Source organism: Lacrimispora sp. YZC11, assembly GCF_057543815.1.
Window position 1 is genome coordinate 226,496 of record NZ_BAAJYQ010000006.1, and the last position, 24,357, is coordinate 250,852.

General features: G+C 43.1%; 24 protein-coding genes. 8 read left to right on the plus strand and 16 right to left on the minus strand.

Annotation, left to right across the window (positions count from 1 at the left end; genetic code table 11):
- The first annotated feature begins 293 nt into the window (after positions 1–293).
- Complete coding sequence (locus AC27IJ_RS07310; RefSeq protein ID WP_487149026.1) at positions 294–608, plus strand: TerC family protein; 315 nt, start codon at positions 294–296, stop codon at positions 606–608.
- 473 nt (positions 609–1,081) lie between these two features.
- On the opposite strand, the gene larE is transcribed toward AC27IJ_RS07310, so the two are convergent.
- The 7 genes from larE to AC27IJ_RS07345 form a co-directional block, all read right to left on the minus strand.
- Complete coding sequence (gene larE, locus AC27IJ_RS07315) at positions 1,082–1,906, minus strand: ATP-dependent sacrificial sulfur transferase LarE (protein WP_312501253.1); 825 nt, start codon at positions 1,904–1,906, stop codon at positions 1,082–1,084.
- A 159-nt stretch (positions 1,907–2,065) separates the two neighbouring features.
- A complete protein-coding gene (locus AC27IJ_RS07320; protein ID WP_487149028.1) occupies positions 2,066–2,836 on the minus strand; it encodes an ABC transporter ATP-binding protein in 771 nt (256 codons plus the stop codon).
- Between the two features lie 5 nt (positions 2,837–2,841).
- Positions 2,842–3,852 (minus strand): FecCD family ABC transporter permease, encoded by a 1,011-nt coding sequence (locus tag AC27IJ_RS07325; RefSeq protein WP_487148206.1) that lies wholly within the window; start codon positions 3,850–3,852, stop codon positions 2,842–2,844.
- A gap of 6 nt (positions 3,853–3,858) precedes the next feature.
- A complete protein-coding gene (locus AC27IJ_RS07330; protein WP_331655676.1) occupies positions 3,859–4,551 on the minus strand; it encodes a GTP-binding protein in 693 nt (230 codons plus the stop codon).
- Positions 4,542–5,771, minus strand: a complete 1,230-nt coding sequence (locus tag AC27IJ_RS07335; RefSeq protein WP_312443136.1) for an ABC transporter substrate-binding protein — start codon at positions 5,769–5,771, stop codon at positions 4,542–4,544. Before AC27IJ_RS07335 ends, AC27IJ_RS07330 begins: the two co-directional genes overlap by 10 nt.
- Before the next feature lie 14 nt (positions 5,772–5,785).
- Positions 5,786–6,802 carry an ATP-binding cassette domain-containing protein gene (locus tag AC27IJ_RS07340; protein ID WP_312443135.1) on the minus strand — a complete coding sequence of 339 codons (1,017 nt, stop codon included), beginning with the start codon at positions 6,800–6,802 and terminating at the stop codon, positions 5,786–5,788.
- Positions 6,803–6,810: 8 nt separating this feature from the next.
- The gene (locus tag AC27IJ_RS07345) at positions 6,811–7,980 is read right to left on the minus strand and encodes an ABC transporter substrate-binding protein (protein ID WP_487148209.1); all 1,170 of its coding nucleotides are present in this window, start codon (positions 7,978–7,980) and stop codon (positions 6,811–6,813) included.
- A gap of 252 nt (positions 7,981–8,232) precedes the next feature.
- On the opposite strand from AC27IJ_RS07345, the gene AC27IJ_RS07350 reads away from it, so the two are divergent.
- From AC27IJ_RS07350 to AC27IJ_RS07365, 4 genes are all read left to right on the plus strand, one after another.
- Entirely contained in the window at positions 8,233–8,565 is a 333-nt protein-coding gene (locus AC27IJ_RS07350; protein WP_312443133.1) for a winged helix-turn-helix domain-containing protein, read from the plus strand.
- Between the two features lie 93 nt (positions 8,566–8,658).
- Positions 8,659–9,246: a DUF2238 domain-containing protein gene (locus tag AC27IJ_RS07355; protein ID WP_487148211.1), complete on the plus strand. Its 588-nt coding sequence runs from the start codon at positions 8,659–8,661 to the stop codon at positions 9,244–9,246.
- A gap of 262 nt (positions 9,247–9,508) precedes the next feature.
- On the plus strand, positions 9,509–9,694 hold the full coding sequence (locus AC27IJ_RS07360; protein ID WP_312443131.1) for an alpha/beta-type small acid-soluble spore protein: 186 nt from the start codon (positions 9,509–9,511) through the stop codon (positions 9,692–9,694).
- Positions 9,695–9,706: 12 nt separating this feature from the next.
- Positions 9,707–9,895 carry a hypothetical protein gene (locus tag AC27IJ_RS07365; RefSeq protein ID WP_312501260.1) on the plus strand — a complete coding sequence of 63 codons (189 nt, stop codon included), beginning with the start codon at positions 9,707–9,709 and terminating at the stop codon, positions 9,893–9,895.
- A gap of 93 nt (positions 9,896–9,988) precedes the next feature.
- Here the strand turns inward: AC27IJ_RS07365 and AC27IJ_RS07370 are convergent, their stop codons facing one another.
- From AC27IJ_RS07370 to AC27IJ_RS07390, 5 genes are all read right to left on the minus strand, one after another.
- Entirely contained in the window at positions 9,989–11,788 is a 1,800-nt protein-coding gene (locus AC27IJ_RS07370) for a glycoside hydrolase family 2 protein (RefSeq protein WP_487148214.1), read from the minus strand.
- A gap of 75 nt (positions 11,789–11,863) precedes the next feature.
- Positions 11,864–12,694, minus strand: coding sequence for a carbohydrate ABC transporter permease (locus tag AC27IJ_RS07375; protein ID WP_312443128.1), 831 nt, complete (start codon positions 12,692–12,694; stop codon positions 11,864–11,866).
- Complete coding sequence (locus tag AC27IJ_RS07380) at positions 12,684–13,583, minus strand: carbohydrate ABC transporter permease (RefSeq protein WP_312443127.1); 900 nt, start codon at positions 13,581–13,583, stop codon at positions 12,684–12,686. Before AC27IJ_RS07380 ends, AC27IJ_RS07375 begins: the two co-directional genes overlap by 11 nt.
- A 75-nt stretch (positions 13,584–13,658) precedes the next feature.
- Positions 13,659–15,074, minus strand: a complete 1,416-nt coding sequence (locus AC27IJ_RS07385) for an extracellular solute-binding protein (RefSeq protein ID WP_312501262.1) — start codon at positions 15,072–15,074, stop codon at positions 13,659–13,661.
- Between the two features lie 347 nt (positions 15,075–15,421).
- The gene (locus AC27IJ_RS07390; protein WP_312501263.1) at positions 15,422–16,342 is read right to left on the minus strand and encodes an ArsR/SmtB family transcription factor; all 921 of its coding nucleotides are present in this window, start codon (positions 16,340–16,342) and stop codon (positions 15,422–15,424) included.
- A gap of 433 nt (positions 16,343–16,775) precedes the next feature.
- On the opposite strand from AC27IJ_RS07390, the gene AC27IJ_RS07395 reads away from it, so the two are divergent.
- The 3 genes from AC27IJ_RS07395 (at position 16,776) to AC27IJ_RS07405 (ending at position 19,978) form a co-directional block, all read left to right on the plus strand.
- A complete protein-coding gene (locus AC27IJ_RS07395; RefSeq protein ID WP_312443124.1) occupies positions 16,776–18,146 on the plus strand; it encodes an APC family permease in 1,371 nt (456 codons plus the stop codon).
- Positions 18,147–18,342: 196 nt separating this feature from the next.
- The gene (locus AC27IJ_RS07400) at positions 18,343–18,999 is read left to right on the plus strand and encodes a GNAT family N-acetyltransferase (RefSeq protein WP_313260619.1); all 657 of its coding nucleotides are present in this window, start codon (positions 18,343–18,345) and stop codon (positions 18,997–18,999) included.
- 97 nt (positions 19,000–19,096) lie between these two features.
- Positions 19,097–19,978 (plus strand): EFR1 family ferrodoxin, encoded by an 882-nt coding sequence (locus tag AC27IJ_RS07405; protein WP_313260617.1) that lies wholly within the window; start codon positions 19,097–19,099, stop codon positions 19,976–19,978.
- A 73-nt stretch (positions 19,979–20,051) separates the two neighbouring features.
- On the opposite strand, the gene AC27IJ_RS07410 is transcribed toward AC27IJ_RS07405, so the two are convergent.
- The 4 genes from AC27IJ_RS07410 to AC27IJ_RS07425 form a co-directional block, all read right to left on the minus strand.
- Complete coding sequence (locus tag AC27IJ_RS07410; RefSeq protein ID WP_024296069.1) at positions 20,052–20,267, minus strand: hypothetical protein; 216 nt, start codon at positions 20,265–20,267, stop codon at positions 20,052–20,054.
- Between the two features lie 184 nt (positions 20,268–20,451).
- Positions 20,452–21,153, minus strand: a complete 702-nt coding sequence (locus AC27IJ_RS07415) for a response regulator (protein ID WP_312443121.1) — start codon at positions 21,151–21,153, stop codon at positions 20,452–20,454.
- Positions 21,154–21,210: 57 nt separating this feature from the next.
- Positions 21,211–22,710, minus strand: coding sequence for a sensor histidine kinase (locus AC27IJ_RS07420; RefSeq protein ID WP_487148218.1), 1,500 nt, complete (start codon positions 22,708–22,710; stop codon positions 21,211–21,213).
- 116 nt (positions 22,711–22,826) lie between these two features.
- A complete protein-coding gene (locus AC27IJ_RS07425; RefSeq protein ID WP_312501270.1) occupies positions 22,827–23,972 on the minus strand; it encodes a sodium ion-translocating decarboxylase subunit beta in 1,146 nt (381 codons plus the stop codon).
- Positions 23,973–24,357: the final 385 nt, after the last annotated feature.

A 24,357-nucleotide genomic window follows, 5' to 3' on the forward strand; every position in this document is an offset into this window, starting at 1 on the left:
AAGAACACGCTCATTTCATTGCAATAGAGCCTGACGGAAGCAGAAGCATTTACTGCACAAATTCCACGGTTCTCAGCAACAGTGTCACAATACCTTTGGCCAGCATGAGCACGAACCGATCCAATTATCTCACCGTACTCTTGTTCTAAATGGAGCTTTTTTTGACCTTTATTACATGACAGAATGTTGTCATAGTAAAAATGAACAAGCCATATATTTATAAATGGCAAAGTATCATTTTTTAGGGAGAAGGGAGGGGGGCTGTATTGGCGTTACTTTTACAGGTACTATTCTTGAACTTTATGATCGCATGTGAGAATATTGGAGTACTGGCGTTAGCGACAAATGGGATGTCTCCGAATAAAGCAACAAAGGCCCGTCGGATCGGTATTGGTACGTCTTTGGCTTTTAAGCTGATATTTATAGCTGTAGCCGGATTTTTATTCGTTATACCGTGGCTTCATATCCGAATCGTGGGAGGCATATTATTACTTTACACCACTTTCAATATATTGCTCCAGCACTCACAGGATTCAGGGGGAAAAACAAAATCAAAAAGTGGGGAAAAACTTATATTTCAACGTTGTTATCGAGTGCAAAAGGCATGATTGTTTTTATATTGTTGACACTTTTTATCAACACGATTGGTCTGTCCTTTAGTTTTAACGTCGGAACAATAAGACCATTACAATATTTGGCTCTATTTCTTATTCAGGTTTTGTTGCTGCTTTCATATACGGCTGTTTTAATTTAATGTATGTATTCATAAAACGTAAAGCACTACTTATTATCTCATGCTTGCTGTATACTATGTTAGAATCAGGGATAGCCGCAGCCGTAGCCAGTAATGATAGATTTCTAATCATAGCATACTTTTTCCCCAGCTATCATTTTGCCGCTTTGTTGGGACTATCTGCAAATACTTATTCTATTTCGACAGCAATACTTATTCCTGTTTTATATATAGGATTATTTACATATATCGGGTATTGTGGGGATCAATCGCGCAATCGGATGTCTGTTTCAGCAAAATACTAAATTTATTTAATTTCACAAAAAAATCAATATCCGCCATAAAACATCAGTCCAAACCAGTATTTTCACCAAGGGTTAAATTCATGCTTCCCGTCCGGTAGCCATCCAGATCTATGGTGACGTAGGAAAAGCCAAGCTGATGAAAAGCGGTAAGAATTTCCTGCCGTTTGGGTTCCGCAATCAATCCAGACAACTGACCAGGCAACACTTCAATGCGGGCCATGGTTCCATGGATTCGGACCCTTACCTGGTGGAATCCCATATCCAGTAGCTGCTGCTCGGCCCTGTTCACCATGGACAGCTTGTCCCTTGTAATAGTCTCACCATAGACAAAGCGGCTGGATAAGCAGGCAAAAGATTGTTTGTTCCAGGTCTTTAATCCCATCCGCCTGGAGAGTTCGCGGATATCGGCCTTGGAAAGGCCCGCATGCCGCAGAGGACTGCGGACATTTAATTCCGCCACGGCCTTTAAGCCGGGGCGGTAGTCTCCATCATCATCCACATTGGACCCTTCCGCAATCTGCTCCATGCCGTATTCGTCCGCTATGACGGCAATTTTTTCAAATAGCTCATGCTTGCATAAGTAGCAGCGGTTTTTCGGATTACTGCTGAAGCCCTCTATATCCAGTTCTTCGCTGTCCACAATAAAATGCCGGATCCCTTCTGTTTCGCAAAATTCCTTTGCTTCTTTTAATTCCCTCTCCGGAAAGGAACAGGAACGGGCGGTTACGGCAATAGCCCGGTCTCCCAGTACGTTTTTAGCTGTCTTTAACAGGAAAGTGGAATCCACGCCGGACGAAAAAGCAACAGCAACGCTCCCCAACTGAGAAAGATATGTTTTCAGCTTTTCATTTTTTTCTTCTAAAGTCATACGTCCTCCCTAGCAGTTTTTAAACCGCAATCAATAGCATACCATTCATATATGTTACATATGAATTATATCAATAAATAATTTGACTGTCAATGATTTCCAGCCATGCGGGAGTCGCGGAGAAAGCTCACACAAGAAACTCATCCTTTCCATCCTTTTTCACAATGACACGCAAATCGTTTTTTTACAGGAATCTAAATAAAGGATCCGATTTTCAATATCATATAACTCTTTTACAGCCTGTTCCGTAATGACATCCTTTCCTTTTCCCGCGCAATGCCTTTTGTCTTTATAAAGCATCAATACATTTGCATCCGCCAAAAAACCATGGTCCGGAAAATGAGTCGTCATAATTACTGTCCTGCCAAGTTTTTCCACCAGACCGCTGATATGGGAAATAATCCTGGCCTGTTTGCCGAAATCTAAGTTGGAAACTGGTTCGTCCATCACCAATATGGGCGTTTGCTGGGCAATGGCACGGGCAATCAGGGTAAGCTGTCTCTCTCCTCCGCTGATCTGGGTATAATCCTTATTGCAAAGATATTCGATCCCCAGCAGCTCCATAGCCTCTTCCACTGCTCTCCGGTCCTCTCCCCCAAGCTTTCCCATTCCCTGTTGATGTGGATTCCTTCCCATGGCAATGACCTCCTTAACCGTAAAGGCAAAGGGCGGAACATGGTTTTGAGGAACATAGGCGATCTGCTTTGCCAGCTCCTTCCGGTTCCAGCTTTCAAGAGGGATATCATTTAACAGGAGATGGCCGTTTATGGGTTCCAGCAAGCGGAGGGCCGTCTTAAAAAACGTTGTTTTTCCCACCCCGTTTGCCCCCAGCACACACCACATTTCCTTTGTTCCGATGGTGATATTGATATTTTCGATCACTGCATGGCCATGATAGCCACAGCTTAAATTTTTCATTTCCATCTTCATTTGCTTCACCAACCGCTTTCTCTTCTGCTCATCAGAAATATGAGGAAAGGGATTCCAACCAGGGACGTGGTGATCCCAAGAGGAATCTCAATGGTCATTAAGCTGCGGCACAAGTCATCCATTACCAAAAGATAAACGGCCCCTAATAGCAGGGAGCCGGGGATCACATATTTAAAATTAGGCCCCATGAGCATTCTTGCCAAATGGGGAACGATTAGCCCAATCCACCCGATGGTCCCGGTCACTGATATGGAATATGCCGTTAAAACAGTAGCTGTAATGGTAATGACGGCTTGCAGCCACCGGGTATTCACACCCAATGCCTTTGCCTCATCCTCACCTAAAGAAAGAATGTTGATTTTATTGCTGCAAAATACCAAAACTGCTATGCATATGGAGAAAGGCGCCATCATGCCCAAGGCATCCTGATAGGTGGCCTTGTTTAAGCTCCCCATCAGCCAAAAAGTAATTTCCGGCAGCTTGTTTTCCGTATCCGCAGTGTATTTCATCAAAGTGATCAATGATTGAAACAGGCCACTGACAAGGATACCTCCAAGAACCAATAGAAACACCGTATTATTTCCTTTTCCGATCCGGGCGGCAATAAACCATGCCAACATAACAGCCAGCAGGCCAAATGCAAAGGCCATCATCTTTATGCCTGCAATGCCAACTGACATAACAATTCCCATCACAGCACCAAAAGAAGCGCCCGAAGACGCTCCGAGTAAATCAGGCGATACCAGAGGATTTTTAAACATCCCCTGATACGCCGCACCGCTGACCGCCAGCGCTCCCCCCACCTGGATGGCAGCAAAAATCCGGGGCAGACGGACCTGATAAATGATATGCGCGATCTGCTGGTCTTCAGGATGCCCTGCCAGCGTCTTTATGATGTCTGTCAATGATATGGGGAAGCGTCCTGCCAGTAAGGACAGTAATACGGAGACCAGCAAAAGAACTGCAAGCATCCACAGCATCTGCACCGGCGGTATTTTGTTTTTTGTTTGATCCACTTCTGATCATCCTATCTTCATTTTTTTAATATTTCCTTTTTGAAAATTTTCCCCTACCCGGGTCTCTCCCAGGCAATAGGAGCAAAGGGCCGCTGGCATGGTAAACCGGAGACGGCAGTCTTGCATATTGCTTGATAGAAGGCTTTTCCCTTTTCGGAAATATTCCGCAGCATCAAAAGAGCCCTGTCCGGTGATTCCGTTAAGGAATAATATATCCGCCTTGGGGTTTGCCATTTTCACTTTAAATGCAAAGACTTCCCGTTCCGCCTGAGACACGATATCCCCTTTTGTAATTACAATAAGGTCGGCATATCGAAGCATGGGCCCGATTTTATGAGGGGTATTGATGCCTGATAAATTATCGATCACGCACACCGCTAAAAATTCACGCAAATGAGGAGAGCATCGATTGCACAGCCCTGCACTTTCGATTACAAGATATTCAAAACTATTTTTTAATCCCCAGGCCACACACTCTTCTATGTTACTGACAAAAAAATGATCCGGACACAGGTTTCCTGAAAGCCCTACAACAGAATGGATCTGATGTTCTCCGAACCGATCTGCGTCCGAGGTGGACAGGCAGTCAAATTTTGCCACTCCTGCCTTGTCCTTTCCCAACTGCTCAATGATCCGGATCAGAACAGAGGTTTTACCCGCAGAAGGCGGCCCGGAAACCGTAATCAATTTCATGGGCATAATACACCTCCGGGATGAAGCCTCTGCCATTCCTGAAAAAAGACATCAAGGCAGTGTTCCGCCAGAGAGGGAATATCATGCTCGCGGATGAAATCCCAGCCCAGCCACTGAAAAGCAGCGCCAGGGGGAAGCTTTGTATCCACCTCCCCGTTCATAGGCGGTGTATATGCCTTCATACAAGCCTGGGCGAAGTCATCTCCAATGATATAATCCGTAATATCTTTTACCTTCTCTGCCTCATCCTTTCTCACAAGCATATACATGGGCAGGGTAATGGCTCCGTCATCAGGCCATATAATCTCAACCTCATCCCGCACACAGGTCTGGGCGAAAAACCAGGAGACCAGATATATGGCCCCGCCTTCCGGCCGGTTGCTTCCGGCTGTTTTTGACATCACGCTGCCATGAAGAGCGTGCTTTACGTTTTTGGCAAATTTCCGGATCCCTTCTTCGCCATACAGTTTATATAAGTATAAAAACATGGCATTGGATATAGTATCACGGTCTTTTCCAAAGATAATGATGTTATTCTCATAGACTGGATCAAGGAGATCCTCAAGGGTCCTGGGAACCGGAAGACTGCCCAGCCGTTTTTTATCGATCATAAACATTTCTGCCATTACACCATAAACGGTATAAATATCCTCCGGATCCCATAAGCCTGCTGCCTTTAATGCGGGATTCACGTCCTGGTAGAAGCCGCCGGCAAACATACCAGCCATTTTCTTCTGGAAATCCAGTCCCAGGTATTCATTAAACTCTTTCGAAAACAGCAATCCGGGAAAACGCTTTGGATCCGGGTCTGCCCAGGATTCCTCGCAGGTATCGTTTGTCATTTTCCCGAACTCCAGATAGCACTTCCTTGAAACCCCATGGTGTTTTATATGTTTCCTCTCTAAATCTTCCAGGGCATCCCGGAAGGTGAATTTTAAAGGACAAATGGTATTGCCGTAAAAATCCAGCTTTTCCCCCGGGGAAAAGTCCTCAAGCAGATACTGGCGCTCTGCTTCTGCCTTTAAGACAGCATTGTCCAGATAGTATAAAAAAAGCTCCTGATTCAGACCCCTTACATGAAGCAGGGTCTTTAGCATGGTATCCGGGCCTGCCTCTTCTAAAAAATACTCCGGCTTATCATAATCAAAGCCATTGGACCGGAACACTTCAAAACTTTCCGGATACTGTTCCAGGATCTCTTTGAGCCTCATCGTTCCTGTTATCACAATAAACCTCCTGACTAAAGCATTGAAACTGATATCTCCACCCGTTCTCCCCCGCGGAGCATCTGTAACAGCCTTGTTGTTTTTCTGTCCATATCTTCCAGTTCCTTTAAATTTCTCTTTTCCATATCACTGGTATCCAGAACCGACTTTATGCCTCCATTTTCAATAATGATGCGCTTATCCCCCATCAAAGCAAGGATGGGGTCATGGGTTGACATGAGCACGATTTTTTGCTCCTGAGCCAGCAGACGCAGCGCTTTTTTCCGGTCCACTCCCGCATTCTCGATTTCATCGATCAACACAATGGGGGAAGTGCTTAAAAAAGCGGTGTCTGCTATCATCAGGGCGCGGGACTGGCCTCCGCTCAGCTCTGTTAATGGCGTTTCCCTGGAAAACCGTTCACCTGCCAGATCATTGGCAACATCAAATATTTTCTCAATAACGCTGTCAAGGGATTCGATCATCCGACTCTCACCATGTAGGCGCAGAAAATCCATAACAGGAAGATCCATGACAAAATTCATGTTCTGGGAAAGCTGGGCGATCAGTTTGTTTTCGATCTGAAATCGCTCCCTGTCATTGGGGATGCGGTCATCAATTAAAATGTTCCGTTTTGTCTGGGTATCCCCCTGGGCCAGGCACTCAATGTCTGCCAATAAGCAGCTTTTTCCGGATCCCGTGGGTCCCATGACCGTGATGATTTCGCCCTTTCCTATGGAAAAAGAAAGATTCTCTCCTTCTCCCAATTTGTTCTGTCCTCCTATAATGGTGATCTTTTCTATGGATTTCTTTTTCTGCTTCAAAGACTCCATACGGTTTAAAAACAGGATAAAATGATCTGCCAACTGGGAAGGGGAAGCACCGGTATCCTCCAATAAGTATTCAGGAATCCCATCAATATACTGCCGGACGCTTAAATGAGACTGCTCAGAAAAGCCTTCTATGCCGGAGGCTGCAAAAAAGTCGCCGGCATAGGGATAGGTTTCTAAGACCATAGCAATGTTATCTGTCAATAATTCCTTTGTTATCATGATTTGATTCACTTCCGCAAAGCGTTCTTTGTGATGTTTTCCACATCTTTATCGCTTAGTTCCACGTGATAAAACAGCTTATAGAATTCTTTTGTTTCTTCCTTCATATCATAATCCACGTATTCCGGATACAAAATGGAATGGACCCATTTGATCCCGATTATCGTATTTACAGAAGGCGGCCTGTCAAACCAATTCTGAGGCTGCATGGGGGTCTCAAACACCAGACCGTTTTTAACCGCTGGGATGACTGACCATTTTCCATCGTTCATAATGGTGTTATAGCTGCTGGAATCTGCAAATCCGTTGTCCACGCTGCAGATAATCAGTTCCGGATTCCATTTCATGACCTGTTCAATGGAAACAGCAGTGCGGCCGTATCCCGGCGTAATATCACAATCTGCTACATTGATTCCGCCGCACAGGTCAATTAACTGGGAATGAGAGGAACCTGATGGGTCGGTATGAAGACCGTCCTGCTCTTCTGCATAGTAAACACGGATCTTTTTATCCTCAGGAATTTTGTCCGTGATCTCTTTTGCAAGATCCAATGTTTTCTGGGTATAGGAAGCCAATTCTTCTCCCCGTTCTTCCCTGCCGAAAAGCTTGCCTAAAAAGCGGTAGGTTTCCGGCAGATCCGTCAAATCACTTTTCACCAATACTACCGGTATGCCCAGCTGTTTCTGCAGCTGTTCCGCCTGATCGATGCTTCCCTGATCCGTTCCGCTGGAAAGTACCACATCCGGTGCCGCTTTGATGATTTCTTCGATATTTCCCTGATTTCCTTTGCCATACCAGCCGCCCAGATTAGGAAGAGCTGTATAATACTCCGTCAAATAGGTTTTTTCTGCATCGGATATGTTCACATTTACACCGGCTACCATTTTGTCATCAAAGGTATACATGAGCATGGTTCCTACGGGACTGGTGGAATATACACTGCTGATAGTTGCAGGCAGCTCCAGCTTGCGCCCGGCATGGTCTGTAACCTCCTGGACTGAGGAATCGTTCTGTGCCGCCTCCTCTGTCTTAACTGTACTGCTTTCTGCTGCCGTCTGTGTTTCTTGTGCTGATGAACCGGCAGTTGCTCCAGTTCCTTTGCAGGCACCTAATGCAAGTGTGATGCATAAGAGCAATCCTGATAGATAAATACCTTTCTTTTTGAATATTCTCCGCATGGTAAGTGATTCCTTTCTTTTTTTCATCCTGATTTTATTATGATTAACAAATTTTTTTAGGTAAAATTTTAACAACCATCGGCCAATTTGTACAAACCGCCTAAAGAACAGGAATGATTTTCTCTTTATTTTCGATATAAATATATTAATATATCGGTTTTAAAAAATCAAGCTAACAAAAATTTTGATTTTTTATTTATATTCCCCTTGCCACAAATCAAAAATCTTTGTATAGTAAATTTGAGGTGATGAATGATGCGCGTAATTACAAGAGTAAGGATCGGTAAAGATAGGATTTTCATTGGTAAAGGCGTAAAAGAAATGCTGGATGCCATTGAACTTCATAAGTCTATAAAGAAAGCAACGGAATATACGGGAATTTCTTATCCAAAGGCCATCCGGATGGTCCGGACCCTGGAAGAAGAATTGGGATTTCCTGTTGTTATTTCTGAAAAAGGCGGAAACGAACGCGGAGGGACCCGTTTAACTGAAAAAGGCAAAGAAGTCCTTGAGACTTATCGGAGAATTGAGAAAGCCGTGGAAGAATATGCGGAAAAACTGGTTGGGCAGGAATTCAATTTTTAATATTTGAAGGAACTGGGAACGATTAAATCTTTAAGGAATCACAACGCATAATAATTTCAGCCGCTGTGCATACTCAACTCTTGAGGTGATAATATGAAGCTTTTGAGTCTCTGCGAGATTATTTTTCGGTGTGCTTTATTTGCGTTGGCAGTTTATCATGTTTACAAACGGGAATTTAAGTTAATGAAATCCGTTATCTTAGTATTTGCATTGTCATTTTTGCCGCAAATATTAAATGCCATATTTCAGATAAGAATTGATGCCTTCAGCATCATCGTATATTTTATCATCATATTCATGGCATTATACTTAGGCGGCTCCCACCGCTTTTATGATAAATATAAATGGTGGGACCGGGCGATACATTTCCTGTCCGGCGTTGGATTTACGGGCTTTGGAATTGCATTTGCGAGTGCAGGCTCCGGCACGATAAAATTGGTGATCCTGTTCTTTGGCTTTACCTTTTCCTTAACACTTCACGTGTTTTGGGAAGTGCTTGAATATATAAGCGATTGCATATCTCACGGAAATGCACAGCGGTGGCAAAAGGTACACGCTTCTCATAACCATGTATCTGAAAAAGCACTTCAGCCTGCCGGTCTTGTGGATACGATGAATGATGCAATCTGCTGCATAGTCGGCGCTGGTCTTTCAGTTCTTGTCTGGTGGTTTATTATATAGCTTTTTCTCTGACGTTCTTCCTGGCACCGACTGCCGGGAAGAACGTATAATACCTCTGCTGTACCCTCTTCCTGGGATCTTATTTAATCCAGATTACTTCTTATTATAATTCCACTTTTCATACGCTCTTTCCCATATTATAATTGTCAGCTGGCATAACAGTCATTAACTGCCGGATAAATCATTTATATTTACTTAGGCTTCTGAATATTTTTCCTGAAAAACTTAATAATACTTATAAAACGAATTGAGGTGATTCTATATGCCAAAAAGCAATGTAATTCCGGAAGCAAAGGAAGCTCTTGACCGTTTTAAGTTAGAAATCGCTGAAGAAACCGGCTTCCCTATAAAAAGCAATGATTATAGTAAAATGACATCTTATCAATATGGTTATATGGTTAAAAAGATGATTGAAGAACAGGAAAAACAGATAATGGAAAGATCATAAAGAGGTTTACAGATGGGAAAATATACAAGCGGTGCGGAATTGCCGGTAGGACTTGGTTTGGCCCTTGAAGAATATAAAGCAATGGATTATTTTTTCTCCTTACCAACGCAGGCACAGCAGCAAATTATCGATCATACTCAATCGGTACAGTCAAAAGAAGAAATGCTTGCCTATGTTCAGTCTTTCGTGGCGCCAAAATAAAAGAAGCCTGATGGATTCTCCAATTAATAAACAGTCACTCCGTTAAAAGGGCATATGCCCTTTACAAGAGTGACTGTTTTTTAGAGCCGTGTGCTACCGGAGTTCATCCCTCCAGAATGCCACTCTCTTCTCATTTATTTCTTTTATTTTCTCCGGATCCACCTTGAAGTTTCTCCTGATATCCATTAATCCATTGACTTCCTGCTGCACATCCGTAACCTGGGTATAGCAATAGCCGCATACATAGGGAATTTCCTTAATGGCTGTGGTAATGCTCTCAAACCTCTTTAAAAAGTCCTCTTTTGTATTGACCTTGTTTCCATACCCCCAGCCTTCTTTGTCACTGTCAAATGCAATTCCGCCAAACTCACTGATCATCACCGGCTGGCCCTTGTATGAAAATCCATTGGCAATGGCTGATTTAGAGGTGGAATGGTAAACCTCTCCCGCCAGTATCTCATTCTTGTATTCTGTATAACGTTTCTTAAGCACTTCCCCCTTCTCTTCATAGTCGTGAAGGGTGATAATATCTGAAACCGTATGCTCCCAGCCGTCATTTACGATCACAGGCCGGTACTTGTCAATGCTTTTCGTCAGGTGATAAATCCCCTCCGTAAAATGCTGCTGGCTCCTGTTGGTCTCAACCTGAGGAACCCCCCAGGATTCATTGATCGGCGTCCATGTAATAATGGAAGGATGATTATAATTCTGCTTTACAATATCCAGCCATTCCCTTGTAAACAGCTCCACCGCCCGGTCGGAATAAACATAAGCGGCAGGCGCCTCACTCCATACCAGCATCCCCTTAACGTCACACCAGTAAAGGAATCTTTCATCCTCTACCTTCTGATGTTTTCTCAAACCGTTATACCCAAGAGCATGAATTTTATCAATATCTTCGATCAGCGCGTCCTCATCCGGCGGCGTCAAATGGGTTTCTTCCCAATATCCCTGGTCAAGGATCAGCCTCTGATACAGCGGTGCCCCATTCATAAGTATGTTTGGACCATCGATCCGGATCTCGCGCATACCAAAGTATGAACCAATCTCATCACACACCTCTCCATCGTACCGGGTACGGAAGCTGATATCATAAAGCAGGGGTTCCGCCGGGGTCCATGTACGTATCCCCCAAGGATTGTCTGCCTCGGCTGCCTCCAGATCAAGGAAAGCCTTTGTGGGGTTTTTCCCTATGCCGGTCAGAGTCCTTGCCACGAATCTGCCTCCAAAGCTTACAACCGCCTCTACCTCCAGCCTTCTCCCATCCGGGGAATCGGGGCAGTCCACGGTATAATCCAGTTCAAGCCTTCCTTTTGGTAAATTGGGAGTCATTTTCACCGATTTTAAGCTGACTTCCGGTACATACTCCATCCATACGGTCTTCCAGATCCCCGTCGTCTGCACATACCAGCAGCCAAAATTTTCAGAAACCCAACGCTGTTTTCCCCTTGGCTGCTGAGGATCCATAAAATCCTCCGCTTTCACGACCACAAGGTTTTCCCCTTCCTTTATAAGGTTTGTGATATCAAAGGAAAAGCGGGAATAGCCCCCTTCATGCATACCGGCAAATTGCCCGTTGATCCACACCTTTGTCAGGAAGTCACTTCCCTCAAAATGCAGAAACAGCTTATTTCCCGATAATTTCTCCTTCTCCGCCTGGAATTTGCGGCCATACCAAACAAAATGATGTACCCCTTCGTCATGGATATTGCTTTTTTTCGTTTCATAGGTAAAGGGCACGCATATCTCTTTTTCCGTATGCAGGCCTTCGTACCAACACTGAACTTCTCCTTTATTTTCATCGTCAAAATCGAAGTCCCAAATACCGTTCAAATTGATCCAGTCCCTACGGACAAACTGGGGCCTTGGATAGTCCTTTTGATAGCACAGCATGTAATAATTCTCCTTTCCTCTCCCGCCTGCTCTTTGGCATTAAGGTATACCTGTAAAGTGTTGTTTTTACTTAAATCAGCCCTTAACGCCGGACATGGTGATTCCCTGCACGATCTGCTTTTCAAATATGAGATAAATGATAATAGCGGGAATGGAAGCGATCATATTGGCAGTCATCGGCTTCACATAATCCACGGTATAGGTTCCGGCAAAAATGGGAATGCCTACAGGCAATGTAAATTTACTGCTGTCCATGGCGCAAAGCAGAGGCCACAGATAATTATTCCAGCTTCCGATAAATGCAAAAATGCTGATGGTGGAAACAACTGCCTTTGATAAGGGCATGATGATCCTGGCGAAAATCGTAAGCTCTCCGGCTCCGTCGATCCTGGCTGCTTCTATGAGGGAATCCGGAATCCCTTTAAAAAACGTCACCATGATGATCAGATTCATGGACACTGCCACGGAGGGTAAAAGCAATCCCGCATAAGTATCAATCAGCTTTAATCCGTTGGCGGTGATAAACAACGGCACAATTGTTGCTTCTCCCGGTACCATAAGTCCCAGCAAGAAGTAAATAAAAAGCTTATTTCTTCCCATAAATTTCATTTTTGCCAGAGCATAGGCTGCCATGGCGGAAAAGAGGATAGTTAAAACGGTAACGATTACCGCAACGATCACAGAATTCAGCAGCCATTTGGCAACATCGGAACCGATAATTAAGTCCAGATAATTCCGAAATGTGTAGGGAGGAGAAAACCAGCTGACCACGCTTTTGATCTGCTTCCCCTCATACTGCAGGGAAACGAAAAAGGCCCAGATCACAGGTGCCAGAAAAATAACGGCCAGCCCCGCGGATAAAACAGTCAAAGCAACGCTCCCTGCCTTTACTTTCTTACGCTTCATCTAGCTTTTCCCCCTTCCTCTGAACCGCCTTCTGGATGAGCGTACATACTACCAGAATGGCAAACAGCACATAGGACATGGCTGCGGCATAACCCATATTGTTCTTCGTAAATCCCGTCTCATAAATGTACTGGATCAAAGGCTTTGTACTACCTGCCGGTCCTCCTGCCGTTATTAACTGGATCTGGCCGAACACCTTAAAGCTGGCGATGACCTGCAGCATGACGATTAAATAGGTGGTGGGCTTTAACAGGGGCAGGACAATGGAAAACAACTGCTGCCATTGCGCCGCTCCGTCGATCTCCGCCGCCTCATAAATCTCCGGGGAAATATCCTGCAGAGCCGATAAATATAAAAGCATGGAAAATCCTACGGTCCACCATACGGTCATCATGGTAACCACCGCCCATGCATGATTTGTGTCAATAAGCCATTGGATTTCCGACCCGGGACTTAAAATCCCGGTCAGATGCAGCATTCCGTTTACAAAGCCCATATAGGGCGCAAACATATATTTTGCAATAAAGGACGCAACAGAAACGGATATGATGCTGGGAAGATAATATGCAATCCTTAATCCCCGCTTGATCTTCACCGGCCTGTTGGCAAACAGAGCCAGTATCAAGGCCATGATCACCAGAAAGGGTACGGAAAGGAAGACAAAGATGATCGTATGTTCCAGTGCGTCAACAAACTTCTGATCCGATAAAAATTTAATATAATTATCCAGTCCTACAAATTTTACCTTGCCCATTAAGGACCACTTATGCAGGCTCACATACAGCCCCTGAATGACCGGCCATATCGTAAAAACCGTGTATAAGGCCAAAAAAGGAAGGCACAATCCCAGGCCCGTAGCCATATCTCTTATTTTTCTGCTTCTGCTCAAATTACTGTCCTCCCTAGCCATGCAATCCTTTTTATAAAGAGGGGAGAAATATTCCCCCCTCTGTTTCATTAAAAGTTACGGAAGGTTTGACTCAAGCTCATCATAAAGGGCATCAATACCGGACGCAGCATCTCCCTTTCCTGTCCAGATGGTATCCAGGCTGTCGATCATCCCTTTCTTCATTCCGTTAAAAGTAGATACCTTTGCCGGAAGGACTGCTTTTTCCACCTCAGACATGTAGCTGCTTCTATATGGAAGAGCCTTATATTCGTCGCTTGCAAGAACCTCCTTGCATGCCGGAATCTGGCCGGAGCTGGCCCAGGTTACGCCGCCTTTCATGGATGCCGCAAGCATAAATTCCACCGCTGCCTTGCTGTCAGCTTCGTTCCTGGAATTCTTTGTAGGAAGAATGAAGGTATGGGAATCAGCCCAGCAGTTATCTGTATCAAAAAGCTTGGGGAATGCCATGGGTACAAAGCTTAAGTTATCTGTCTGCTCGAAAGCGCCTACTGCCCAGGTCCCGCCGATGCAGATCCCTGCTTTTCCGCTCTGGAAGAACTTCTGGTGGTCATCAATACCTTCTGCAACGTAGCCTTTGTCATACAGTCCCTTTACAAATTCCGCTGCTTTTACTGCCTTTTCCTTATCAAGAGTGACCTTCTTGCCGTCATCGCTGACGATAGGAGTTCCTCCCATCTGGAAATAGGTTGCCCACCACAGACGGTAAGGATCATCTCCATTGTTGGTAATGGCAATGGTGGAGCCGTCTTCCGGGATTACAGCCTTGATCTTATCACAAACTGCATAAAAATCATCCACGCTCTTAATATCAACCGATCCCGCCGCATTTAAGGTCACGCCGGCCTTCTCTAAAATCTCTTTGTTGAAATACATGATCTCCGCATGAGTGTCCAGGGGCACTGCATAGACCTCTCCGTCAAAAGTTACGGCATCAATGGAGGCCTGTGAATAAATCTGGCTTAAATCGATTCCCAGCTCGTCAAGATAAGAAGTGATCGGCTGCACCACACCGTCTTCCACCAACTGCGGCAGAGAGGATGCATGGGAAATACCGATATCCGGCCCTTTTCCGGCAGCAACGGCTGTCTGGAGCTTTGTATAATAATCCGCCCATACCAGCATGATGGACTGAACCTGCTTGGTCGGGCTTGTGCCGTTATAATTCTCAATCATTTTATTCATAAAACCGCCGTCACCGCCGCTGAACAGAGACCACATAACCAGCTTGTTGGCGTCTACCGCCACCTGCTCCGGATTATTGACCGTTCCGTCGTCATTGACATTCTTTGTTTCTTCCGTCGCTGCTGCTGACGTTTCTCCAGCGGAAGTCTCCTTGCTCTCCTGGGCTCCCTGCGTTGCCTGGGTGCCCGCAGTTGTCTGCGTTGATGTGCTGCTTCCACAACCTGACATTGCCGCCATAACCAGTGCTGCTGCACCTAATGCAGCCATCCATTTTTTGCCCTTTCTCATAATTACCTCCTTGTTTTGTTTGATTTACCGAGCAAACCATAAAACAGCCTGTCGTATTTTGCCTGATAAAGGCTCGTCTAATAACAGTAATACTGTTTCAATACAACAACAATACACCTTTTCGTTGTGTAAGTCAATATATTATTCTCCAATTTATATAATAATTTGTATATTTTTTCTATTTACAACAGTATTACTGTTTTATTATTTCTTTCTTTCATTTAGAAAAATAGAATCCCTGTTATAATACAAGCCCTTCCCCTTTAAGGCGCAAGGCAACGAAAAAACAACTGTCCGGAAAATATGCATATTCTCCAAACAGTTGTTTACCCTTTCGTCATATATCATCAATATTCGATTTCCATAATAATATCCTGGGCATAATCCCCGAAGGTCTTTCCAAAAAGATTAAAGCCGCCCTCATATTTCGCATTCTTTTTATTCCCAATGGTCATGCTTATAAAGGGGTTCTCCGATAGCCCGATGTCATTGATCGAGACCTTGGAAGTCCTCTCTCCGTTTATATAGCTTCCGTCTCCCTTGATCTCCCATTTTACCAAAAGACCGTATTGGGTAGATCCATTGGGCCATAAGGAAGGCGTTAATCTTCCTCTTCTGGACCCGAAGTCCCCGGGACAGCACCAGGTCGCGCATTCTACGCCGTTTACCCACATAGTGATGTCGGACTTCCAATCCTCCGCGTACCCGGGCGCTTCTGAACACAGCTCCATGCAGAAAGATACCCGCACCGGCCGTTTCCCTGAAGGAAGCTGATTGGGAAACCGGTATTCCACATGCCCTTTGGATGTCCATAAAAGACCCGCATCCATCCGCTCCGGCAGATAAAAGCTGTATACCTTGTCCTCCATTCCTACCACACCAAAAGGCGTGTATAGGCCGCAGGTGGGAAAAATGCTGCAGTCTACAAATGCGCCCACAGGCATTTCAACGCTTAATACCTCATTAATCTGGCTGCTTCTTGGCAAAAAACAGAGATTGGCATAATCCTGTTTCCGGCTGCATACCTTCATGGTCCCATGGCTTCCCGGCTGTTCTTCCATACGGATCAAATCCGCTGCCTCAAGAAGCTTTAAATGAAAAGCGGCGCTGGACTGGGGAAGATCGAGGGTTTCCGCAATCTGGCTTATGGAAAAATTATCCTGGTATAACAGCTTTATGATCTCCAGCCGGACAGGCGACGAGATCGCCTTGCCAAATTCACAGATTTCCTTAATATTTTCCAGAGTAAACTCTTTTATTTTAGCCATGACGCTCCTCTCCTTTCACCCTTTTTTGCTCCCCTGGCACTCAAAGGCTTTGCTGGTTCAGCCTTGGGGGATTGGGATCCATCGCTTCCCGGACCCCATGTTTGATACTTATCATACATTATCTCCGGCATTGCTGTCAATCCCCGCTGCTGTCTGTAATACGGTTAATTATTGCTTGAAATTTCCAACTTAGAATATTCCACTGGCCGCCATATTGAAGCTGTTTGCAAATATTTATATATACCAAAATTAATTTCCAAAAAAGAAAAATCTTGCTGAATTATATCTAACTTTATGATAGAATGAAAAAAGTTTCTTCATCGAGAAATAGTTGCCATAACAATACCAAATCCGGCTTTATGGCAACTATTTTCTTTGATGATGAAAGAATAACGAAAAAGGAATCCTATAGAAGAATAGGACTGGTCAGATTATGGAACCGAAATTAGAAAAGAAATACGGTCTTTTTACAGCCATTGCAATGGTTGTAGGAATCGTCATCGGAAGCGGCGTGTTTTTTAAGGCGGAAAAGATCCTTACGGCAACAGGAGGCAATTTAAAGGAGGGCATCCTGGCATGGGTGATCGGCGGCATCATCATGATTTCCTGTGCTTACACTTTTTCTGTCATGGCTACCAAATACCAGTACATCAATGGGGTGGTGGATTACGCGGAAGCTACAATGGGTAAAAAATATGCCTATTATGTCGGCTGGTTTATGGCGGTAATTTATTATCCTACAATCACCTCGGTTCTTGCATGGGTCTCCGCCCGGTACACCTGCGTCATTTTTGGCTTCTCCATTACAGGCGGAGAATGTATGACCATTGCCTGCCTTTACCTTATTTCAAGCTTTACAATGAATGCTTTATCTCCTGTTTTGGCAGGGAAATTCCAGGTAAGCACCACAGTCATTAAACTGATCCCCCTATTTTTAATGGCAGTTATCGGATCGTTTGTAGGGCTTCGAAGTGGTATGACCATGTATAATTTCACCCATTACGTGTCCCAACGCACTTCCAACGGATTATTCACGGCAGTTGTCGCCGCCAGCTTTGCCTACGAAGGCTGGATCATTGCAACCTGCATTAATGCAGAATTAAAAAATGCTAAGAGAAATCTCCCCCTGGCTTTGATTGCCGGTACATTTATTACCATGTCCGTTTATATCCTGTATTACATTGGTTTGGCCGGAACGATTAAAAATGAAGTGATGATGGCTGGCGGAGAAACCGGCGCCAAGCTGGCATTCCAAACAGTTTTCACATCGGCAGGCGGTTCCCTCTTGTTTGTGTTTGTCATCATTTCATGCCTGGGTACCTTAAACGGGCTGATGCTTGGCTGTACACGGGGAATCTATTCCATTGCCGCAAGAGGTCTTGGCCCTAAGCCCCGGATTTTCAGCCAGGTGGATCCAGCGACTAATATGCCTGTTAACTCCGCAATTATGGGGTTGTTTCTTTGCGGCGTCTGGTTATTTTATTTTTACGGGGCAAACTTAACCGACAATTGGTTTGGGTTCTTCAGCTTTGATTCTTCGGAATTGCCCATCATCACAATTTATGCCCTGTACATCCCCATTTTTATTATGTTCATGGTAAAAGGGAAAGAGCTTAATTTTTTCAACCGGATACTTATGCCCTGCATATCCCTTGCAGGCTGTATATTTATGATCACTGCCGCCTGGTTTGCTCATGGGATTGCTGCGGTTGCTTATCTGATTGTATTTTTTGTTATCATGGCATTTGGCGCTGTGCTTTTGCAAAAAACAAAACTGCCGCTGAATGAGATCCCACATAAATAGAGAATTAATACAGAGATTCTGGCTGCCGCTTTTTCTAACGAAAAGCGGCTTGCTGTTTATAAACAGGAGAATGTCATGAAGAACGAATGCTTGTTTACACGAATTGGTCCCAAAGGGATCAAATATTCCTTTACAAATTTACTTTGCAGATATACAATATATCGAAATATGATATGAGTGTTTGGAGGGAAAAATCTTGCATAGGGAGAATATTCAGTTACGCCCGGAAAGAGCATCCGATTACCGGATCGTTGAAGAATTGACACGTGAAGCGTTCTGGAATCATTATGTACCCGGCTGTAATGAGCACTATCTGGTGCACATGATGCGGGAATCAGAGTCATTTATAAAAGAACTGGACATCGTTGCCACTGAAAATGAAACACTTGTCGGAAACATCATGTATACAAAGGCAAATATACGGTGTGATAACGGGGAGAAATGTCCGGTTATCAGCTTTGGTCCAATTTCAGTTTTGCCTGGGTTTCAAGGGCAAGGGATCGGAACCTTGCTCATCGAACATACCAAAAAGCTTGCAAAGGATTTGGGCTACAAGGCAATTCTAATTTATGGTGACCCCTCCTATTACAGTAGATTTGGTTTTACTGCGGCAGAGACATACAAAATTGGTACACCGGACAATATGTATGCCGCTCCATTACAGGCTCTTGAACTGACTGAGGGGGCATTGTCTGATTGTTCCGGCCGTTTCTTTGAAGACCCAATATTTGATATTGACGAAGCTAAAGCAAAAGAATTTGACAAAAGTTTTCCATACAAAGAGCTGCAAAATTCTTACCCATCACAGGAAAGATTTCTTCAACTGGTCAAAATGCGGACCCCAAGATTATGAGCATTTAAGAAATACGCTTTCCCGGTACAATGTAAATCTAGCAAATTAAAAATCAACAATGACGCATGTACATGATTTCATTTCACAGGAGACTTTTATGAATGATAGAAAGCTCACCGTTAAAACCGTTACATTAGCATATTTCTCCGGAACTGGAGGCACAAAAGCCATTGTATCCTGCTTTGAAACACAGTTTGTAAAATCAGGAATCCATGTAAATGTGATTGATATATCCTGCTGCAATACATATCATGAGGAAAAAGCACCGGATCTGTTGATCATCTTCTCTCCTGTATACGCCTTCAGGCTGGCTTCTATCATGGAACACTGGACAAAGAATCTGCCCAAGACCCAGAATACACCTGCCGCAGTTATCTCAGTTTCCGGCGGAGGCGAAACTTCACCCAACACTGCCTGCCGCGTTCACTGTAAGCGTTTGCTGGTAAAAAAAGGGTATCAACTGATCTATGAAAAAATGTTTGTGATGCCGTCTAATTTTGCCTCTCAAGCGGAATACCAATTAAATCTCCAGTTGCTTAATGCCATTCCGCAGAAAGTAACCCAGACCGTCACAGAGATTTTATCAGGAAAGATATACCTTACAAGGCCACGGGTTCCTGATCGATTTTTTGCATTTATTGGCAAAGCAGAGCACTTTGGCGCAAAGATCTTCGGCTTATCTATCCGCGCCTCAAAAGCATGTACCCAATGTGGTCTATGCGAAAGAAAATGTCCAGCTAAAAACATTAGACTCCAAAACGGCGTCCCAAAGTTTGGATCCAATTGTATGTGGTGTTTGAAATGCATCTATGATTGTCCGCATAATGCCCTTTCTCCGGGAGTTTTAAAGTTTTCCGTTTTAAAAGACGGCTATAACATAACAGAAATGAGTGAGAAAGCGAAAACCCAGTGCGACGCAGAATATCACCCCTCAGGAAGCATGCTCTGGCAGGGAGTTATCGATTACTTAAGAAAATAGCTGTTTAAAACTCCATAATAAGCGGGGTGCCGCTTCACAGCTAATCCATAGCTGCGAAGCGGCACCCTTTTTATTAAACACCGTCATGCTTATTTCCAGTTTTGTAATCATCTCTAGCCCAGTTTGGAGCATTGATCGGACCGGCTTTGTCATTTCCATTTTTTGCAGCGCCCTGGATTTCCGGCACCTGGGCCTGCTCATTCTTTGGACGATGCATTTTCTCATGATTCTCCGTTCCATGATTGTTTGAATCATAAGGACTCGGTCTTCTCATACCTGCTTTTGCCATAATGATACCTCCTATCTGTCGATAGTTTTTGTATTTCCCCGGAAACTATGCAGAAAAAATCTTGAAATGACCGGCAATTACTTTTTTAACTTTTTAGTTGCTTTATGATCCTGCATCCTCAGATATCTTTTATCGTTTCTTCACACCAAAGTCGTACCCAAATGAATATGATAATTGCAGCCTGTCATATGTCTTCTAACAGCCTGTACCCCACTCCTATTTCTGTTAAAATGTATTGAGGATCAGCCGTATCTTTTTCAATTTTCCTCCTCAGGTTTGCAACATTAACCCGAAGGGCTTTGCTTTTGTTCACATAAGGCCCCCAAAGTTCACGGCAAAGAAATTCATGGGTCAATACAGTCCCTGCATTCAGAGAGAGCAGGACGATGATCCGGTATTCAATTGGGGTTAAATGCACTGTATTCCCGTCTACCGTTACGATTCTCTTATCATAATCAATATATAAATCTGCCAGACGGAAGGGCTGGTTCACCTTGCTGCTCTTTATTTTCGATATATGTCCTCTTCGCAAGGCCGTTCCGATTCTTGCCACTAGAATCGCATTGTTAAAAGGTTTTGTAATATAGTCATCTGCACCGCTGTCGAGAGCCGATACAATGAACTTCTCTTCATTCCTTGCCGATATAATAATCACAGGAACCATACTCCAGCTTCTGATAGACTTAAGTACTTCCATGCCATCCATATCCGGCAGCCCCAAATCCAACAAAATTAAATCCGGACAATGGGATGAGGCAAAGGAAATAGCTTCTTGCCCATTGACGGCTTTCAATGTCCTATAACCTTGTAATTCCAATTTAACAGAAACGAATTCGATGATTGCGTCTTCATCCTCTACTATCATTATAACGTGCTTATTTTCCATAGCAACACCTTTCTAGTAAGCTATCCTCTGAGCCGCAGGCGCAAACAATCTTAAAAATCATTTCTCACTGCAAAGCGGTATTGTAAACATAAATTGTGCTCCGCCTTCCGGCCTGTTATTTGCATATATCTCTCCTCCATGAGCTCTGATTATGGTTTTACAAATGGAGAGTCCGATTCCCAAATTCCGCGTTGAATCTTTATAGGGGTTCTCCGGCGTAACCGTAAACTTAAATAGCATAGGAAGAATCTTTGGATCTATTCCCGGGCCTGTATCTGCTATTAAAAATCTCACAAAATCATCCTCTTCTTTTACTTCTATTGTCACATCCGACCTTTGGCCCCCAGCATGTCTTTGAGTATTTTCCAGAATATTCGTAAGGACTTGAGAGATCAGCATAATATCTATGGGAAGTAAAATTACATTATCAGGCTGATTTACCGTGATTTTGGTATTAGGAAAGCGCTTGCGGAAAGTTAAGATGACCCCTTCTATAACCTCTTCAACGATTTCTTCTGATTTATCAATCACCATACCATTATTCTGAACCTTTGTAATGGACAATATGTTTTCAATCATATTTAAAAGCCATTGGGAATCATTTTGAATACCCTCTGCCAGTTTTGCCTGTACCTCATAAGGAATCTTATTTCCTTCTTCCAATAAGGTAGAACTGGCACCTATAATACTTGTAAGCGGTGTTCTCAAATCGTGAGATATACTTCTTAAAAAGCTGTTCTTCACTTTTTCCGTTTCCATCATCACTTTAGTCTCTTGCTGTTCTGCCACAAGACGGTACATTCTAAATGCCTGAGCCGTTTGCTCCGCTATTAATTCCAAAAACATTCTTTGCTTCTTGCTCAAATCCTTTTCTTTAAAAGAAAAAGCAAATACTCCATATGTTACGTTCTGAGTCATTATGGGCAAAAAGTAGCCATAATCTTTATCACCCAAAGCTTTCTGTTTATCCGCAGCAAGCCTTACGAAGTAAAAAATTTCCTCTTTTATAAAATATTCAATCCCTACATCATCTTTTACATATACGAAATAAGGATTCAACTTTCCATCTGGCTTGATGTCCTCAAAAAAGGCTACAGAATGCATTAGCCCATCCTTTAAGTAGTCCATAGAGTATCTTATAATCGTGTGCAGATCCCTTGTAGAAAGAAGCTTCCTGTTAATACTGTATAGCAATTCCGCATGCTGACACTTCTGCCTGGCTTGTTCTGCCTGTGCCTTAATGCTGGTAGTAATAATACTGCTGGTGAAAACAACAAGCAGCAGTACAATAAGAGTCACTGGAAAGTTTACAGTAAAACTAAAACCAAATCTTGGTGAAGTTATCAGAAAATCATAAGTAAATACTCCTATTATTGCTGAAGAAACCCCATAAATATATCCTTCTGTAACAGCTGTAATAATAAATATTGCCATTGCCATCACAATATTTATATTTTGATATCCAAAATTATTACGGTAAAGAACTTCGCAGATAAGCAATGTACCGCAAAGAATACAGAAAGAGAAAATAATATTTTTAACCCTTTTCTTATTCAACTCAACTCACCCTACACTTCTTCGTATATTATTTATTCAATGCGCAGAATCATCTTTCATCTTCATGCAATTATTATTATATCATTATTTTAGCTGTACCTGCTATAAATATTTCATTATCCAAACATGGAAATAAAAATTCCTGCTATAATTGCTGAACCTATGGTACTAGCAACAATAGGTCCCATTGCATGCATTAAAAGATGGTTTGACGGATTGTATTCATGACCTAATCTTTGAGATATTCTGGCAGCCATTGGCATCGCAGATACTCCTGCATTTCCAATGAGGGGGTTCACCTTTCCTCCTGTCAATTTGCATAAAATTTTTGCTACCAATACCCCTCCGGCCGTTCCCATTATAAATGCAAATAGGCCTAAGATAATAATAAAAAGTGTTTTAATATTTAATACCCTCTCAGCCGTTGCGCTTCCTCCAATGGATAAACCAATTAATAAGGTAAGCAGATTCAGCAAATCCCCCTCAAGCATTCTGACTAACCTTTCTGCCACGCCGCTCTCTCTGATAAGATTACCAAGCATCAGCATTGCTATCAGCGTTGCAGCTGAAGGTACGAAGATAAGAACTAACAAAGTAGTTACAATAGGAAAAAGAAGTTTCTTTCTCCTGGACACCTCTTTCGGAATAGGCATAATTACCATTCTTTCATTATGGGTAGTAAGTGCTCTCATGATCGGCGGCTGAATGAGAGGAACCAAAGCCATATAGGAATACGCTGCGATCGTAATCGTCGGAAGCAGATGACTTGCCAGCTGCTTTGTGATATAAATGGAAGTAGGACCGTCTGAACTTCCTATTACTCCGATTGCTGCCGCTTCCTGCATGGTGAAGTTTACAAAATCGGGAATAAAACAGGAAATTACATGTCCTAAACCTAATGCCCCAAACATCGCCGCAAAAATACCAACCTGACCTCCAAGACCAATTAATGCTGTCTTAGGTGATGATATTAAGGGACTGAAATCTGTCATTGCACCAATACAGATAAAAATCATGGGAGGATAGATCCCAAGCTCAATGCCCTTATATAAATAATAAATCAGTCCACCTTCATCATAAGAGGATAGACCCGCATTTGATATATTAGCAATAAGCATTCCAAATGCCAATGGAAGAAGAAGCAAGGGCTCATACCTTTTTTCCACAGCCATATAAGCAAGGGCAAGTGCTAAAATTATCATTACTATTTCCGATATTGTTATGTTGCTTATTATGTTAGTTATGTAATTAATAACGATCATCTCCTAAAATTTGTATTGTTACTCTATTATGCAGCCATTTGAATTAACAATTATATCTGGTATTGGGTTTTCTCTACATATTTTATATTCAATAGTTTTGATTCATAAGAAATGGACATTTTTCTTTGGGAATTGATTGTAAAAGCACAATTTTCTAACATATATTTCTCCTTTTTTATCATTAATTTATACATTTGTATTAATTATAAAAGAAATACGCATAAAGAAGATGTTAAGAAAATAAGAGGATCTGAAAAACTTCCCTAAGAAAGGTCTCTCTGATTCCTTTGTAAAAAAAAAAGCCAGTACAGTGCCACTGGCAAAATACCGACTTTTATGATCCTTTATATGAAGTTATATTGGTGCAGAGGAATTCTCCTGTTCT